Consider the following 16,527-nt stretch of genomic DNA (forward strand, 5'->3'; position numbering starts at 1 on the left):
CCCTGCCACGGAAACCAGCTCTCGTAGAGGGCGCATGACAACGGCGCCGGAGCCCCCCTCGGATGCGGGGCAGCGGCGCCGTGCGGTCGGGTCGGCGGGCTCGTCAGCCCTTCTTTCCGGACTTTCCGTGCGGGGCGTTGTTCACGGCCCGGTCCGTCTCGCGGTTGATCGCCTTGCCGAAGGTGTCCAGCGCCTGGTCCACGTTGACCCCGGCGAGCTTGGTCGTACCGGTGGTGCCGAGGCCGCCGAGCTTCTTGCCGGTCATGTCCAGGCCGGCGGCCTTGATCTGACCACCGGTGGTGCCGGGCAGTCCGGCCGAAGGGGACCCGGTGCCGGAGGTGCCGGAGTTCTCGACCGAGTGGGACGGAGTGACCGCCGCGACGACGAATCCGGTGGCCAGGGAGGCAATGGCGAGCATGCTGCGCTTCTTCATGACCGGTTCAACTGTGAAACGGCCATGGAGTCACGCCCCACCTCAGGACGAACCGGACACCAGCGCGCCCTCGGCCCCGGCCCGGTCCCGGTCGCCGCGCCGCCGCCGTACGAGATCACCGGCCGCTTCCGGCCAGTCTGCGTACGCGAAGTCGAATCCCTCGGCGAGCAGCCGGCCGGGGACGACGCGCCGGCTCTTCAGCAGGAGCTCGGTGTCCGTGCGCAGGGCGAACGCGCCGAGCTCGGCCATCGCCCTCGTCGCGGGCAGACCCACGGGGACGCCCCAGGCCGAGCGCAGCTCCCGCATGAAGGCACGCTGTGGCAGCGGCCGGGGGGCGGCGAGGTTCACCGGTCCGCGCAGGTCGTCCCGCTCGATCAGGAACTCGACCGCGCGCACGAAGTCCCGGTCGTGGATCCAGGAGACGTACTGCCCGCCGCCCGCGACCGGGCCGCCGAGCCCCAGCCGCGCGAGCCTCAGCAGGACGTCGAAGACGCCGCCGCGATCAGGGCTCATGACCATGGCGGAGCGCAGGGCGACCTTGCGGGTGTGCGGCGTGTCGGCCACCTCCTGCGCCCTCTCCCAGGCCCTGGCGATCTCGACGCTGTAGGACCAGTAGTCCGGCACATCGGGCTCACTGCCGCCGATGACGCCGGTCGCCTCGTCGTTCGGGGCGTCGAAGCGGTGGGCGTAGACCGTGGCCGTGCTCATCTGGAGCCAGACCCCGGGCGGCCGGGCGGCAGCGGCGATCGCCTCGCCGACGATTTCCGTGGAGTGCACCCGCGAATCCATCATGGCTCGCAGATTGGCCGGGGTGTAGCGGCAGCTGACGCTGCGCCCGGCGAGGTTGATCACGACGTCGCTGCCGTCGATCTCCTCGGTCCAAGGGCCCCATGTCCGCCCGTCCCACGCGACCTCGCGCTCGTTTGCGGGCCGCCTGGTCAGGACGACGACCTCATGGCCCGCCGCGCTCAGTGCACGGTCGAGGATCGTGCCCACCTGCCCGGTTCCTCCGGGAATCACTATCTTCATCGGCTCCCCCTCGGTGTGGGAGCGAGCCTATCGCAGAATGTTGAACATGTTCAAAAAGCACAGCATCGAAAACGCGCCAGCCACACAGGTTCCGCGACACACCACTTTCCAACACACTCCGACAGGTTCTACCGTGAGCGAACTATGACGCGTGCATGACGGAACTCCGGTGTCATCGCGTCATCCCGCTCTCGCAGGTACGGAGGAACGTGACGATGCGTCACCTTCACACCCGCACAACCCGGAGAAGGCTCGTCGGCGCGCTCGCGGCGGGGGTGTTGTGCGCGACGGGGCCGGCCGTCCCCGCGGCGGTCGCGGCACCGACCGCTGCACCCGGCGCGGACGCGCTGGGCGCCGCGGACGCCGGGCTCGCGCTCACCCCGCCCATGGGCTTCAACAACTGGAACTCCACCCACTGCCGGGCCGACTTCAACGAGGCCATGGTCAAGGGGATCGCGGACATATTCGTCGAGAGGGGCCTGAAGGACGCCGGCTACGAGTACGTCAACCTCGACGACTGCTGGGCCCTGCCCAGCAGGGACGCGAACGGCAAGCTCGTGCCCGACCCGGTCCGCTTCCCCGGCGGGATCAAGGCGGTCGCGGACTATGTGCACGCCAAGGGCCTGAAGCTCGGCATCTACACGAGCGCGGGCACCAAGACCTGCAACACGGCCGGGTTCCCCGGCGCGCTCGGCCATGAGTACAGCGACGCCCAGCAGTTCGCGGACTGGGGTGTGGACTACCTCAAGTACGACAACTGCAACAACCAGGGTGTGGACGCCAAGCAGCGCTACACGACCATGCGCGACGCGCTCGCGGCGACCGGGCGGCCGATCGTCTACAGCATCTGCGAATGGGGCGAGAACAAGCCGTGGGAATGGGCCGCCGACGTCGGCCAGCTGTGGCGCACCACCGGGGACATCAGCGACAACTGGGGCTCGATGCTGTCGATCCTCAAGCAGAACCTGCCGCTCGCGCCGCACGCCGGGCCCGGCCGCTGGAACGACCCCGACATGCTGGAGGTCGGCAACGGCGGCATGACGGACACCGAGTACCGGTCGCACTTCTCGATGTGGGCCGTCATGGCGGCGCCGCTGCTCATCGGCTCCGATCTGCGGTCGGCCTCCGAGGAGACCTTCGAGATCCTCGGCAACCGTGAGGTCATCGCGGTGGATCAGGACCCGCTGGGCAAGCAGGGGGCCGTCGTCTCCTCGGCGGGCGGACGGTGGGTCGTCGCGAAGGAGATGCGGGACGGGAGCCGTGCGGTGGCGCTGTTCAACGAGTCCGGCAGCGCTCAGCGCATCACCACGAGCGCGGCGGCGGTCGGGCTGCCTGCCGCGGACGCGTACACGATGCGTGACCTGTGGCAGCACCGCAGCTACAACACCGCGGGCACGATCTCCGCGACCGTGCCCGCGCACGGCACGGTTCTGGTGCGAGTGCAGGCCGACGGGCGGTGGGCGCAGCATCCGCCTGCCGTTGAACTCGGGCTGGAGGGCGGTACGTTGGTCGAGGCGGGGCGGGCGGTCGCGCTGACCTCGACGGTCACGGATCTCGGGCGTACGGCCGCCAAGCGTGTGTCCGTCGCGCTGACCGGGCCTGAGGGCTGGTCCGTCAAGGCGGCTTCGCCGACCTCGTCGCCCTCGCTCCCGACCGGTCGGTCCCTGCGCACCAAGTGGGCGGTCAAGGCGCCTGCGGGGACGCCTGTGGGGTCGTACGGCTTGACGTTCAAGGCGAGTTATCGCTCGCCGACGGGTGTCCGTGTGGACAGCGTGCTGCCGCTGAGTGCGACCGTGGTCGCGCCGCCGCCTTCGGGTACGTCCGGGCTCGGTGACCTCGCCTGGCTGTCGGCGACCAACGGGTGGGGGCCTGTCGAGCGCAACACCAGCAACGGTGAGAGTGACGCCGGTGACGGGAATCCGATCACCATCGGTGGTGTCGTGTACGGGGCGGGGCTGGGGGTTCATGCCGAGAGTGCCGTCGAGTACTACGTCGGCGGTGCGTGCGAGGCGGTGACCGCGCGGGTCGGTGTGGACGACGAGGAGGGTGCGGACGGCACCGTGGCGTTCGAGATCTGGGCGGATGGCGTCAAGGCGGGCTCGTCCGGGGTGCTCACCAATGCGATGTCGGCCCAGCCGATCACGGCCGACGTGACCGGCGCCCAGGTCGTCCGGCTGGTCGCCACGGACGGCGGCGACGGGATCACGTCGGACCACGGGGACTGGGCCGAGGCTCGGTTGAGTTGCTGAGCAAGGGGGTGGGTGTGCCTGCGGCGGCCTGTTGCTGCTGAGTGGGGGTTCGCCTAGCGCCTACTGCTGGTGGGTGGGTCGGGGCCGTGCCGGGGGGTCTCCGTCCTCGGTCGGGCGGTTGCTCAGCATCAGAAGGGTGCTGTGTCTTGACGCCCGCCGCTGCGGGCGGACACCCCCCGGCACGTCCCCTTACCGCCGTGGGCGACTGGAACGCCTTAGGGGCGCGGGGAACTGCGCAACGGCGGCGACGCCCACGGTCACATCTCGGCACAGGCTCCCCGTAACCCCTGCCTTTTGGGGGCGCGGGGAACTGCGCAACGGAGGCGACGCCCACGGTCACATCGCGACACAGGCTCCCCGTAACCCCCCTGCCTTTTGGGGGCGCGGGGAACTGCGCAACGGTTGTGACGCCCACGGTCACGTCTCGGCTCAGGCCCCCTGCAACCTCCTGCCTTTAGGGGCGCGGGGAACTGCGCGACCAGCCCCCACAGCCCGCAGCCTCAGTCCTCGCGGCGGTGAGTGAACGTTCCGCCCTCAAACGCCCGCCGCCGCGTCCGCCTTCCGGGCGAGCGCGGCCGCCGCGGCGCCCACCAGGCCCGCGTCCGTGCCCATCTGTGCGGGGACGATCGTGAGGCGCTGGACGAAGGACAGGGTGGCGTAGTCGCTCAGGGCCTTGCGAAGCGGGGTGAAGAGAACGTCGCCCGCCTTGCCGACTCCGCCGCCGATCACCGCGATGTCGATCTCGACCAGGGTCGCGGTGGCCGCGATCCCGGCGGCCAGGGCCTTCGCGGCGCGCTCGAAGGAGGCCACGGCGACCGGATCGCCGTCCTGGGCGGCGGCGGCCACCGCGGCGGCGGACGTGTCGCCGTCCGGGCCGGGGAGCCAGCCGTTCTCGATCGCCCGGCGGGCGATGTTGGGGCCGCTCGCGATGCGCTCCACGCAGCCGCGCGACCCGCACGGGCACAGATCACCGTCCAGATCGACGCTGATGTGGCCGATGTGGCCCGCGTTGCCCGTGGGGCCGGAGTGCAGCCGGCCGTTCAGGACGAGGCCGCCGCCGACGCCTGTGGAGACGACCATGCACAGCGCGTTGTCGTGTCCCCGCGCCGCTCCCTGCCAGTGCTCGGCCGCCGTGATGGCCACCCCGTCGCCGATCAGCTCGACGGGCAGGCCGCCCGCCGCCTCGCGGACTCGCCGGACCAAGGGGTAGTCGCGCCAGCCGGGCACGTTCACCGGGCTCACGGTGCCCGCGGAGGCGTCCACCGGGCCCGCGCTGCCGATACCGAGGGCCGTGGCGTGCCCCCAGAGGGGCGACACGGTGAGTTCGCCGACGACCTCCTCGACGGCCCGCATCACCGTCTCGCCGTCCTCCCGCGCCGGCGTGGCACGCTGGGCCCGGGCCACGATCGTGCCGTGGCCGTCCACCAGCGCTCCGGCGATCTTGGTGCCGCCGATGTCGAGCGCAGCCACGAGGTCGGTGTGCATCAGTGTCAGTTCTCCCCGTCAACCATTCGGAATTCCCCGTCTGCCACGGGGATTGGAAGAGCCGGTCTCGCGGTGGGGACGCAGGCCGGAGATTGCGGTGGACAGTGTCTCCTGGATCTGACAACGTTGTCCAGGCTCTATGCTCGACGCCACATCCTCATACAAACCCATGGACGACGCATCCCCCGTGGACGACGACAGGACAGGACAGCGCATCGTGCCCGAGACCATCCGCCGATCCGACCGCGCGCCCGAGAACCGCTACGGCAACCGTCCCACCATGAAGGACGTCGCCGCGCGTGCCGGAGTCGGTCTGAAGACCGTCTCGCGCGTGGTCAACGGTGAGCCCGGTGTCACCCCGGAGACGGAGCGCCGCGTCCAGGAGGCCATCGACGCCCTGGGCTTCCGCCGCAACGACAGCGCGCGGGTGCTGCGCAAGGGCCGCACCGCGAGCATCGGCCTGGTCCTGGAGGATCTCGCGGACCCCTTCTACGGCCCGCTGAGCCGCGCGGTCGAGGAGGTCGCCCGGGCGCACGGGGCCCTGCTGATCAACGGATCCAGCGCCGAGGACCCGGACCGCGAGCAGGAGCTGGCGCTGGCCCTGTGCGCGCGGCGGGTGGACGGGCTGGTGATCATTCCGGCCGGTGACGACCACCGCTATCTGGAGCCCGAGCTCAAGGCCGGTGTCGCCACGGTGTTCGTCGACCGTCCGGCGGGGAACATCGACGCCGACTGCGTCCTGGCCGACAACCGGGGCGGGGCCCGCGACGGCGTCGCCCACCTCATCGCGCACGGCCACCGCCGGATCGGCTTCATCGGTGACATGCCCCGCATCCACACGGCCGCGGAGCGACTGCGCGGCTACCGGGCCGCCATGGAGGACGCGGGCATACCGGTGGAGGACGCCTGGATGTCCCTCGGTGTCACCGACCCGGAGCGGGTGCGCCGGGCGGCCGAGGAGATGCTCAGCGGCCCCTCCCCCGTCACCGCGATCTTCACGGGCAACAACCGTGTGACGGTCACCGTGATCCGGGTCCTCGCCGAGCAGCCCCGCCCCGTCGCCCTGGTGGGATTCGACGACATCGAGCTCGCCGATCTGCTCCAGCCGGGCGTCACGGTCGTCGCCCAGGACGCCGCGGCCCTCGGCCGTACCGCCGCCGAGCGGCTGTTCCGCCAGCTGGACGGCACCCTGGTCACCCCGGAGCGGATCGAGCTGCCGACGCGGCTGATCACCCGTGGCTCGGGCGAACTGCCGCCGGCGAACTGAGAGGACCGATCGGCCCGTGGACGACGACCGCAGCCTCAGGGCACTCGGCCTGGCGGACGCGCCGCGCGATCATCCGCTGCTCTACCCGGGCGCCTGGCCGTCGGACTCCGGGCTCCTCGACGGGGACCGGCTGCTGCCCCTGGACCGCCTGGTGCACGACGACCGCGTGCCCGTCCTCGCGGTCGGCTCCAATGCGTGTCCCGGCCAACTGCGGCGCAAGATGGACGCGTTCGGCATCGTCTCGCCGCTGCCGCTCGTGAAGGCGCGGGTGACCGGGCTCGACGTCGGAGTGTCCGCGCACGTGAGCCGCATGGGGTACGTGTCCGCGTCGCCGTTCCGAGCTCCGGGGCAGGTACGGGAGTTGTTCCTGACCTGGCTCGACGACGAGCAGCTCGCCGTGATCGACGCGAGCGAGGGCGTGCCGGCGGTAAGGGGTCACTACGGCCGCGCGTGGCTTCCCGCGCCCGACGTGCGGGTCGAGGTGGCGGACGGCACCGTCCTTGCGGGCGCCTTCGCTTACGTCAACCGCCATGGCGTCCTGCACGACGGCACCGACGCGCCGCGCACCCACCCCGGCGAGCGCGCGCTGCTCACCGAACTCCTGGTGGGCTCGCCCCGGTTGAGGGATCTGTTCGGGGGCACGCCGGAGGAGTTCTGCGCGCGGGCGCGTGCCGACGCGGGGCTGTGCGAGCGGGGCACCCGGCTGTTCGCGGAGGAGAAGCTGGTGACGGCCTCCGGGCTGGAGGGGTACCTCCGGGTTCGGCCGGACCGACCTCAGCAGACCGGCAGTCCGGGCACCGGTTCGTCGTTGTTGCCGCCCTCGATGTAGACGTCGCTGACGAAGACGCCGGTGTTGCCGCTGTCGTCGTCGGTCTTGGCCCACCAGACGTTGGTCCACTCGCCGTAGGTCTCGCGTCGGCCCAGGTTCTGCTGGCAGTAGAAGTAGTTGGTGCCCGCGTTGAGGACGCCGGCCTCGGCGCCTCCGGCCGTGTACGACTTGGCCTGCTTCCAGACCTTGCAGTTGTACTTGCCGCCGCCGATGGAGAAGCAGGACGGGGTCGGTGTGCTGCCGCCCCCTCCCCCGCCGGTCGTGCCACCGCCGCCGGTCGTTCCGCCACCGCCCGTGGTGCCGCCGTCGCCGGAACCACCGCCAGTGCTGCCGCCGTCGGTGCCGCCCCCGCCCGAGGTCTTGGTCGGGGAGGCGCTGCCGGGCCGGTCGGAGGGCTCGGTGTCCGCCGATCGGCTCGGGGACTTGGTCGCGTCGGGCGACTTCTCGTCCTTCTCGGTCAGCCCGGAGTCGCCCGAGCGGTCGGCGTCGGGGCTGCCGCTCGCCGGGGCGGCCGTGCCCTCCGCCGCGGCGACCGACGACTTGTCGTTCGCCTCGTTCCTGGCGTCGTCCCCGTTGTTCACCAGGGCGACGGTCACGCCGGCCGCCACGAGGACGACGGTGACGGCCACGGCGGCGAGCAGGGCACGGCCCTTGCGGCGGGCGGGCGTACCGGAGGAGGTGACCATCGGGCCGGTGGCGTCCGCGTCCTGGGGCGGGACCGGGCTCCCGTAGCCGTACGGAGACACCTGGGGCTGCCCGGCCTGTACGGGAGCGCCCGGGTCGGGATGGCCGGCGGTGCCGAAGGCGGGTGGCGGCGGGGTGCCCTGGCCGGGGGTCGCCGGTCCCTGGGCGTGCTGTGCCGGTGCTCCGAAGACCGGTGCCCCGGGGAGGTTCGACGCGGGCACGCCCTGTACGGGAGTGTCGCTGCCCTGGGTGCCGTACGGCTGTCCGGCGGGCGTCGGGCCGGGACCGACTGCTCCCGGCCCGGTCTGGCTCACCGGCGACGTGGGGCCGAAGCCGGGCGGCACCGCCGGGACGCTGCGCTCCGTCTCGCCGGGTCCGGTGTCCGCGGGCCCTCGCAGTGTGGTCGTCGGCGCGTCGTCGCCGGAGTCCGCGACCGCCTGGAGGAGACCGCGGGCCTCGTCGGCCTCGGGCCGGGATTCGGGCCGCTTGTCCATCAGCCGCTGGAGGACGGGGCCGAGCGGGCCCGCGTTGGCGGGCTCCGGCAGGGGTTCGGTGACGATCGCGGTGAGGGTGGAGAAGGTCGACGTACGACGGAAGGGGGCGGAGCCCTCCACGGCCGCGTACAGCGTGGCGCCGAGCGCCCAGACGTCCGAGGACGCGCCCGGTTCGGCGCCCTGCGCGCGCTCGGGGGCAAGGTAGTCCAGGGAACCGACGAGATGGCCGGTGCGGGTCAGATGGGTGGCCGAGCCGTCGCCCGGGTCGTCCATCGTGGCGATGCCGAAGTCGGTGAGGACGACCCGCCCGGAGGCTTCGAGCAGGATGTTGCCGGGCTTGACGTCACGGTGCAGGACGCCGGCCCGGTGGGCGGCGGCCAGCGCGTCCATGACCTTGGCGCCGATCCCGGCCGCCTCCCGCGGGTCCAGCGTGCCGCGCTCGCGCAACACGGCTTCCAGGGAGGGGCCGTCGACCAGTTCCATGACGATGAGCGGGCGTCCGTCGACCTCGGTGACGTCGTGGACGGCCACCACGCCCGGGTGCCGGACCCGGGCCGCAGCGCGGGCCTCGCGCTGCATTCGCAGCCGCAGATCCGCGAGTTCGGGTCCGTCCGCGTCCGAGTAGGTGCGCAGTTCCTTGACGGCGACCTCGCGGCCCAGGACCTCGTCGACGGCCCGCCAGACAACGCCCATGCCGCCGCGCCCGAGTTGGGCGACGACGCGGTAGCGCCCCGCGAGCAGCCGGCCGGTCTCGTCCGCCTGTCCGTTCTCCCCCGAAGACACCGTTGCCCCGTTCCTGTGGACCGTCGTTGCGTCCGTACAGAGTACGGGGCCCGGGTGACGGCACCGGCCGGTGTGACCGGCCCGCTACTTGGTGGAGACCGTGAGGTCACCGCGTCGCGGTGCCGCAAATCCCTCCAGATCGGCACGGGTCAGTCCGGTCAGCCGGGCGACCTCGCCGATGTCGAGAGCGCCGCAGTCCAGGCCGCGCAGCAGGTACCCGCCCAGGGCCTTCGCGGTCGCGGGCTCGTCCATGACGTCGCCGCCGGCCCGGTTGGCGTAGCGGGCGAGGCGGGCCGCAGCCTGCTCAAAACCTTCACGGTAGAAGGCGAACACGGCCGCGTAGCGGGTGGGGATGTGGCCGGGGTGCATGTCCCAGCCCTGGTAGTAGGCGCGGGCCAGGGCGCGGCGGGTGAGGCCGTAGTGCAGGCGCCAGGCGTCGTGGACCTTCGCCGTCGGGCCGACCGGGAGGACGTTGGTGGAGCCGTCCGAGACGCGCACGCCGGTGCCGGCGGCCGCGACCTGCATGATCGCCTTGGCGTGGTCGGCGGCCGGGTGGTCGCTGGCCTGGTAGGCGGCGGAGACGCCGAGGCAGGCGCTGTAGTCGAAGGTGCCGTAGTGCAGGCCCGTGGCGCGGCCCTCGGCGGCCTGGATCATACGGGCGACGCTCGCGGTGCCGTCGGCGGCGAGGATGGACTGGCTGGTCTCGATCTGGATCTCGAAGCCGATCCGGCCCGGGTCGAGCCGGTGGGCCTTCTCGAAGGCCTCGAGGAGCCGGACCATGGCGGTGACCTGCTCGGGGTAGGTCACCTTGGGCAGCGTGAGGACCAGTCCGCCGGGCAGGCCGCCGGCCTCCATGAGGCCGGTGAGGAAGATGTCGAGGGTGCGGATGCCGCGGTCGCGTACCGGCGCCTCCATGCACTTCATGCGGATGCCCATGTACGGGGCCGCGGTGCCGTTCTCGTACGCCTCGGCGATCAGGCGCGCCGCGCGGGCGGCCGTCTCGTCCTCCTCGGCGTCGGCGCGGGGGCCGTAGCCGTCCTCGAAGTCGACGCGCAGGTCCTCGATGGGCTCGCGCTCCAGCTTGGCGCGGACCCGGGAGTACACCGGTTCGGCGAGTTCGTCGGACAGGCCGAGCACGGCGGCGAAGGAGGCGGCGTCGGGGGCGTGTTCGTCGAGGGCCGCGAGGGCCTGGTCGCCCCAGGAACGGATGGTGTCGGCGGCGAAGACGTCGCCGGGTACATAGACGGTGTGGACGGGCTGACGGGTGCCGGGGTCGCCGGGGTAGCGGCGCTCCAGCTCGGCGTCGACCGGCGCGAGGGAGGCGCTGATCTCCTCGCTGACGGCGCCCGCGAGGCTCGTCGCCACGTTCTCCTGCTGGCCCTGACCCATTCCCACACCCTCCTGTTTTCCGCTCTACGGAATCAACAATCCGTAGAATGAAGTTATCTGGGGACCTTCCGGATGGTCAACACCATGTCCACGGGGAGTCACCCCGCCATCTCGCCATGTTCACGCCCATCTCAGGACGCGGTATCACACTTCCATACGCACGCCCCGCACGACTCGTCCGGCCGTTCCCACCGAAGGAGCACGAAGTGCCGAACCACAGCCGAGTCACGCGCCGTCTGGGTCTGAAAGCCGCACTGGCCGCCGCGGTCACCGCACCCCTCTCCAGTACAGCACTGCCGACGTCCGCCGCCTCTGCGGGCGAGCGCCCGCCCCGCCGGCAGCTCCGGGTCATGTCCTTCAACCTGCGCTTCGCGAGCACCGTGGAGCCCAACAGCTGGACCGTGCGCAGACCGGTGATGCGCGACCTGCTGCGCAGCGAGGCCCCGCACGTCCTCGGCACCCAGGAGGGGATCTTCTCGCAACTGCTCGACATCGACGCCGACCTCGGCCCGCGTTACGACTGGGTGGGCACCGGCCGGCTGCACGGCAGCCGCGACGAGTCGATGGCGATCTTCTACGACTCCCACCGTCTGCGCCCGACCGAGTACGACCACTTCTGGCTCTCCGACACCCCGGACGTGATCGGCTCCAACACCTGGGGCGCCGCCTTCGCCCGCATGGTCACCTGGGTCCGCTTCCGCGATCCGACCGACGGCGGGCGGGAGTTCTACGCCCTCAACACGCACTTCGACCATGTGAGCCAGTACGCGCGCGAGCGCAGCGCCGCGCTCATCGCGGAGCGGATCGCCGGGTTCGACCGCTCGCTGCCGGTCGTGGTGACCGGGGACTTCAATGTCGCCGCCCACAAGAACCCGGCGTACGACACACTGCTCGGCGCCGGTCTCGTCGACACCTGGGACACCGCGCGCGAACGCGGCGATCTGTACGGCACCTTCCACGGGTACAAGCCGCTCACGCCGAACGGCGACCGCATCGACTGGATCCTCACCACGCCGGGCGTCACCGCGCACCGGGCGTCGATCAACACCTTCTCCGCCGACGGCCAGTTCCCGAGCGACCATCTGCCGGTGCAGGCGTCCCTGAGCCTGGGATGAGGCGAGGCCCCCGTGACCGTCATGACGGTCACGGGGGCCTCGGTGCGCCTGTTCGGGATCAGCCCTTGCGGGTCTTGATCTCCTCGGTCAGGGCCGGGACGACGTCGAAGAGGTCACCGACGACGCCGTAGTCGACCAGCTCGAAGATCGGGGCCTCGGCGTCCTTGTTGATCGCCACGATCGTCTTCGAGGTCTGCATACCGGCCCGGTGCTGGATCGCGCCGGAGATGCCGGAGGCGATGTACAGCTGCGGCGAGACGGACTTGCCGGTCTGGCCGACCTGGTTGGTGTGCGGGTACCAGCCCGCGTCCACGGCGGCACGCGAGGCACCGACGGCCGCACCGAGGGAGTCGGCCAGCGCCTCGATGATCGAGAAGTTCTCGGCGCCGTTGACGCCACGGCCACCAGAGACCACGATCGCGGCCTCGGTGAGCTCCGGACGCCCGGTCGACTCACGCGGCGTGCGCGCGGTCACCTTGGTGCCGGTGGCCTGGGCGGAGAAGGTCACCGAGAGGGCCTCGACCGCACCGGCGGCGGGGGCGGCCTCCACGGCGGCCGAGTTCGGCTTGACCGTGATGACCGGGGTGCCCTTGGAGACCCGGGACTTGGTGGTGAAGGACGCGGCGAACACCGACTGGGTGGCCACCGGACCCTCGTCGCCGGCCTCGAGGTCGACGGCGTCGGTGATGATGCCGGAGCCGATGCGCAGCGCCAGACGCGCGGCGATCTCCTTGCCCTCGGCGGAGGACGGCACCAGCACGGCGGCCGGGGAGACGGCCTCGACGGCGGCCTGGAGGGCGTCGACCTTCGGGACGACCAGGTAGTCGGCGTACTCGGCGGCCTCGTGGGTGAGGACCTTGACCGCGCCGTGCTCGGCGAGCGTGGCGGCGGTGTCGGCGGCGCCGTTGCCCAGCGCGACGGCGACGGGCTCGCCGACGCGGCGGGCCAGGGTCAGCAGCTCCAGAGTGGGCTTGCGGACGGCACCGTCCACGTGATCGACGTAGACGAGGACTTCAGCCATGGGATTGCTCTCCTGCGTAACGAAGTTGAGGGGCGGTCAGCGAAGGCGGGCTCAGATGAACTTCTGGCCCGCGAGGAACTCGGCGAGCTGCTTGCCGCCCTCGCCCTCGTCCTTGACGATCGTGCCGGCGGTGCGGGCCGGACGCTCGGTCGCGGACTCGACCGCGGTCCAGGCACCCTCCAGGCCGACCTCCTCGGCCTCCAGCTCCAGGTCGGAGAGGTCCCAGGACTCGACCGGCTTCTTCTTGGCGGCCATGATGCCCTTGAAGGACGGGTAGCGCGCCTCGCCCGACTGGTCGGTGACCGACACGACGGCCGGCAGGGACGCCTCGAGCTGCTCGGAGGCGGCGTCGCCGTCCCGGCGGCCCTTGACGGTGCCGTCCTCGACGGAGACCTCGGACAGCAGGGTGACCTGCGGGACGCCCAGGCGCTCGGCCAGCAGGGCCGGAACGACGCCCATGGTGCCGTCGGTGGAGGCCATGCCGGAGATCACCAGGTCGTAGCCGGCCTTCTCGATCGCCTTCGCCAGCACCAGCGAGGTGCCCAGGGCGTCGGTGCCGTGCAGGTCGTCGTCCTCGACGTGGATCGCCTTGTCGGCACCCATGGACAGCGCCTTGCGCAGGGCGTCCTTGGCGTCCTCGGGGCCCACCGTCAGGACGGTGACCTCGACGTCGTCGTCGGAGTTCTCGGAGATCTGCAGCGCCTGCTCGACCGCGTACTCGTCGAGCTCGGAGAGCAGACCGTCCACGTCGTCCCGGTCGACGGTCAGGTCATCGGCGAAGTGCCGGTCGCCAGTGGCGTCGGGCACGTACTTCACAGTGACAACGATCCTCAAGCTCACGCCGGCTCTCCTACTGCGTCGACATTTCTCTGCTGCCTACTTGCAGGCAGCATAGGCGCCCCAAGCGGCTGATCCCGATCGGGGCGACCCGCGCTCCGAGCGAAATATTACTCGTCAGTACACCCAGTTCGTTCCCGCTAAGCAAGCGCTTTGAACTGTGACCTTTGCAACGCAGCGTAATCGGAAACCGACGGCTTCGCAGAACCTCGGAAGGCGGGGTCGGTCACATCGGTTCGGTGAGGTCAGTCACGCAGGCCGTTGAACCGGCCCTGGTGGTAGACCAGCGGACGCCCCGGACCACCGGGGTCGCCGAGGACGACCTCGGCCAGCACGATGCGGTGATCGCCGGCCGGCACACGCGCCGCGACCCGGCACACCATCCAGGCCGGCACGTCGTCCAGGAGGGGAACGCCCTCGGGGCCCTCGCGCCAGGCCGTGGCGGGGCCGAAGCGGTCGGCGCCGCTGCGGGCGAAGGTGGCGGCCAGATCCTGCTGATGCTCGCCGAGTATGTGGACGCCGACGTGTGCCGTCTCGGATATCGCCGGCCAGCTGGAGGCGCCGGTGCCGACGCCGAAGGAGAGCATCGGGGGCTCGGCGGAGACCGAGGTGAGGGACGTGGCGGTGAAGCCGACCGGGCCCGACGCACCGCGGGCGGTGATCACCGCCACCCCGGCGGCATGCCGCCGGAAGACGGAGCGGAGCAGATCGGGAGAGGCGAGCCGAGGGGTACCGAGGCCGGGGACGACCGTCATGGAGTTGTCCTTCTGCGAGGGGAGGCGTGCGGATCGGTGGCCGTTCAACGGCTCGGACAGCACGCGCTCGCGGTACGGGCCAGATCGACATGGACCCGTCCGAAGAGAAGGAGTTCCTCAGGCATAAGGTCAGGCTGACGATACGTGGTGCGCACAGTCAAGTACGTTCCGGTATGTGGGAGATGACTCACCCTCGGGCTCCTCTCCATGTCACACCCCCTCAGACCGCCTCCCCCAGAGCGGCGATCACGTCCGCCTTGCGGGGCTGTCCGGTGGCCCGCCGCACCACGTGGCCGTCGGCGTCGAGGACCAGCACGGTCGGGGTCTTGAGGATGTCGAGCCGGCGTACGAGGTCCAGATTGTCCTCGGCGTCGAGCTCGACGTGGGTCACGCCCGGGACCATGCCGGCGATCTCGCCGAGGACGCGCCGGGTGGCCCGGCATGGCGCGCAGAAGGCGCTGGAGAACTGCACGAGGGTGGCGCGCTCGCCGAGCTCCCCGCCCAACTCGGCCGCGCCGAGCCGCTTTCCGTCGTCGCGCCCGCGCACCCTTACTCTCCCGCTCCGCCGCCGATGCAGCACCCCGTAGGCGCTCGCCGCCGCGAGCACCACCACGCACACCACGATTCCGGTCATCACCCTGCTCAAGCGTTCACGAGACTGCAAAGATTCCCGACTCCCCGGAAGCCTTTCCATTGCGGAATGCTTGATTCATGGACATCGATGTGAGGGGGCCGCGCTTCGGGGCGGCCGTGACGACCGTCGTGCTGGCGGTCGTTCTGGTCACCGGGAGCGCCTGGCTGCTGGCCTGGCAGACGCTGGCGTTCGCACTGGGCGCGGCCGGCGGGGTGGGCCGTTCGCCGTACGGCTGGCTCTTCCGTACGGCCGTACGGCCCCGGATCGGGCCGCCGACGGAGTTCGAGGCGCCGGAGCCGCCGCGGTTCGCGCAGGCCGTGGGACTGGTCTTCGCGGGGCTCGGGCTGGTCGGTTACACCTTCGGTCCGGACTGGCTGGGACTGGCCGCCACCGGGGCCGCGCTCGCGGCCGCGTTCCTCAACGCCGGCTTCGGCTACTGCCTGGGGTGCGAGATGTATCTGCTCCTGCGGCGACTGACGGTGCGCGCCGGGTAAAGGCAACGCCAAAATCCGAGGTGGATCAAGGGGCGACGTGACGAGGATCTCGCCGTTCCCCGGCACTTGGGCTTGGCCCTCGGGCGTTCTTGGGGCACGATCTGCGACAAGCCGTAAACCTACGGCTGCGTAACTTTCCCCAACCGGGAGCCTCTGGGAGCCTCCTTCCCAGGCAGAGAAGGAAGGGTCCACCCCGTCCATGGCAGAGCTTGTCTACCGTCCCGTCGTCGGTTTCGCCCAGACCCTGTTCAAGGCGTGGGACCTCAAGATCGACTGCAAGGGGTCGGAGAACATTCCGCGCTCGGGCGGCGCCGTGCTGGTGAGCAACCACATCAGCTACCTGGACTTCGTCTTCAACGGCCTGGCCGCTCTGCCCCAGAAGAGACTCGTGCGCTTCATGGCGAAGGAGTCGGTGTTCCGGCACCGGATCTCCGGTCCGCTGATGCGCGGCATGAAGCACATCCCGGTGGACCGCGAGCAGGGTGAGGCGGCCTACGCCCACGCGTTGGACTCGCTGCGCTCCGGCGAGATCGTCGGGGTCTTCCCGGAGGCCACGATCTCGCAGTCGTTCACGCTGAAGAGCTTCAAGTCGGGCGCCGCCCGGCTGGCCCAGGAGGCGGGCGTCCCGCTGATCCCGATGGCCGTCTGGGGCACCCAGCGCCTGTGGACCAAGGGCCATCCGCGCAACTTCAAGCGCAGCCACACCCCGATCACGATCCGGGTCGGCGAGGCGATCGAAGCCTCCAAGGACAAGTACGCCGGCGCCATCACCCGCCAGCTGCGCGAGCGCGTCCAGGAACTCCTCGAGGCCGCCCAGCGCGCCTATCCCGTCCGCCCGAAGGACGCCACGGACACCTGGTGGATGCCGGCCCACCTGGGCGGCACGGCCCCCACACCGGAGCAGGTCCGCGCGGCCGAGGCACGCTGACGCCCAAGAGCCGCGCCGCCGCTCGCACCGCCTCCGAACCGCCTCACGCTTTCGCGGTCTGGACGCCCGGTCGACCCGTGGCTACGGTCCCCGTACCGGGC

General features: G+C 71.3%; 15 protein-coding genes. 6 read left to right on the plus strand and 9 right to left on the minus strand.

Annotated elements, in window-relative coordinates; all coding sequences use genetic code 11:
• Window positions 1–103 precede the first annotated feature (103 nt).
• Together PGH47_RS04905 and PGH47_RS04910 are read right to left on the minus strand one after the other, a co-directional pair.
• Entirely contained in the window at window positions 104–433 is a 330-nt protein-coding gene (locus PGH47_RS04905) for a hypothetical protein (RefSeq protein ID WP_030953698.1), read from the minus strand.
• Between the two features lie 42 nt (window positions 434–475).
• Window positions 476–1,462 carry a TIGR01777 family oxidoreductase gene (locus tag PGH47_RS04910; protein WP_271662407.1) on the minus strand — a complete coding sequence of 329 codons (987 nt, stop codon included), beginning with the start codon at window positions 1,460–1,462 and terminating at the stop codon, window positions 476–478.
• Between the two features lie 215 nt (window positions 1,463–1,677).
• Here PGH47_RS04910 and PGH47_RS04915 point away from each other — a divergent pair, with 215 nt between their 5' ends.
• Window positions 1,678–3,711: an NPCBM/NEW2 domain-containing protein gene (locus tag PGH47_RS04915; RefSeq protein ID WP_271662408.1), complete on the plus strand. Its 2,034-nt coding sequence runs from the start codon at window positions 1,678–1,680 to the stop codon at window positions 3,709–3,711.
• Between the two features lie 534 nt (window positions 3,712–4,245).
• Here PGH47_RS04915 and PGH47_RS04920 read toward each other — a convergent pair.
• Window positions 4,246–5,196 carry an ROK family protein gene (locus PGH47_RS04920; RefSeq protein WP_271662409.1) on the minus strand — a complete coding sequence of 317 codons (951 nt, stop codon included), beginning with the start codon at window positions 5,194–5,196 and terminating at the stop codon, window positions 4,246–4,248.
• A gap of 169 nt (window positions 5,197–5,365) precedes the next feature.
• Here PGH47_RS04920 and PGH47_RS04925 point away from each other — a divergent pair, with 169 nt between their 5' ends.
• Window positions 5,366–6,463, plus strand: a complete 1,098-nt coding sequence (locus tag PGH47_RS04925; RefSeq protein ID WP_271662410.1) for a LacI family DNA-binding transcriptional regulator — start codon at window positions 5,366–5,368, stop codon at window positions 6,461–6,463.
• A gap of 16 nt (window positions 6,464–6,479) precedes the next feature.
• A complete protein-coding gene (locus PGH47_RS04930; RefSeq protein ID WP_271662411.1) occupies window positions 6,480–7,292 on the plus strand; it encodes a hypothetical protein in 813 nt (270 codons plus the stop codon).
• On the opposite strand, the gene PGH47_RS04935 is transcribed toward PGH47_RS04930, so the two are convergent.
• Both PGH47_RS04935 and PGH47_RS04940 read right to left on the minus strand, forming a co-directional pair.
• The gene (locus tag PGH47_RS04935; RefSeq protein ID WP_271662412.1) at window positions 7,238–9,253 is read right to left on the minus strand and encodes a serine/threonine-protein kinase; all 2,016 of its coding nucleotides are present in this window, start codon (window positions 9,251–9,253) and stop codon (window positions 7,238–7,240) included. The genes PGH47_RS04930 and PGH47_RS04935 overlap by 55 nt on opposite strands.
• An 84-nt stretch (window positions 9,254–9,337) precedes the next feature.
• The gene (locus PGH47_RS04940; RefSeq protein WP_271662413.1) at window positions 9,338–10,642 is read right to left on the minus strand and encodes a DUF6986 family protein; all 1,305 of its coding nucleotides are present in this window, start codon (window positions 10,640–10,642) and stop codon (window positions 9,338–9,340) included.
• Window positions 10,643–10,848: 206 nt separating this feature from the next.
• Between PGH47_RS04940 and PGH47_RS04945 the strand changes: the two genes are divergently transcribed.
• Complete coding sequence (locus PGH47_RS04945; RefSeq protein WP_271662414.1) at window positions 10,849–11,757, plus strand: endonuclease/exonuclease/phosphatase family protein; 909 nt, start codon at window positions 10,849–10,851, stop codon at window positions 11,755–11,757.
• A 58-nt stretch (window positions 11,758–11,815) separates the two neighbouring features.
• Here PGH47_RS04945 and PGH47_RS04950 read toward each other — a convergent pair whose 3' ends face one another.
• The 4 genes from PGH47_RS04950 to PGH47_RS04965 form a co-directional block, all read right to left on the minus strand.
• Window positions 11,816–12,778 (minus strand): electron transfer flavoprotein subunit alpha/FixB family protein, encoded by a 963-nt coding sequence (locus tag PGH47_RS04950; protein ID WP_214333440.1) that lies wholly within the window; start codon window positions 12,776–12,778, stop codon window positions 11,816–11,818.
• Window positions 12,779–12,829: 51 nt separating this feature from the next.
• Window positions 12,830–13,618 (minus strand): electron transfer flavoprotein subunit beta/FixA family protein, encoded by a 789-nt coding sequence (locus PGH47_RS04955; protein WP_030947090.1) that lies wholly within the window; start codon window positions 13,616–13,618, stop codon window positions 12,830–12,832.
• A gap of 242 nt (window positions 13,619–13,860) precedes the next feature.
• Window positions 13,861–14,370, minus strand: a complete 510-nt coding sequence (locus PGH47_RS04960; protein WP_271662415.1) for a flavin reductase family protein — start codon at window positions 14,368–14,370, stop codon at window positions 13,861–13,863.
• A 220-nt stretch (window positions 14,371–14,590) separates the two neighbouring features.
• On the minus strand, window positions 14,591–15,004 hold the full coding sequence (locus PGH47_RS04965; RefSeq protein WP_271662416.1) for a TlpA family protein disulfide reductase: 414 nt from the start codon (window positions 15,002–15,004) through the stop codon (window positions 14,591–14,593).
• A 77-nt stretch (window positions 15,005–15,081) separates the two neighbouring features.
• On the opposite strand from PGH47_RS04965, the gene PGH47_RS04970 reads away from it, so the two are divergent.
• Both PGH47_RS04970 and PGH47_RS04975 read left to right on the plus strand, forming a co-directional pair.
• Window positions 15,082–15,498 carry a DUF4395 domain-containing protein gene (locus PGH47_RS04970; protein WP_269640000.1) on the plus strand — a complete coding sequence of 139 codons (417 nt, stop codon included), beginning with the start codon at window positions 15,082–15,084 and terminating at the stop codon, window positions 15,496–15,498.
• Between the two features lie 199 nt (window positions 15,499–15,697).
• Window positions 15,698–16,426, plus strand: a complete 729-nt coding sequence (locus PGH47_RS04975; RefSeq protein WP_271662417.1) for a lysophospholipid acyltransferase family protein — start codon at window positions 15,698–15,700, stop codon at window positions 16,424–16,426.
• Window positions 16,427–16,527: the final 101 nt, after the last annotated feature.

It is taken from the genome of Streptomyces sp. HUAS 31 (assembly GCF_028198125.1).
Classification (GTDB): Bacteria; Actinomycetota; Actinomycetes; order Streptomycetales; family Streptomycetaceae; genus Streptomyces; species Streptomyces chartreusis.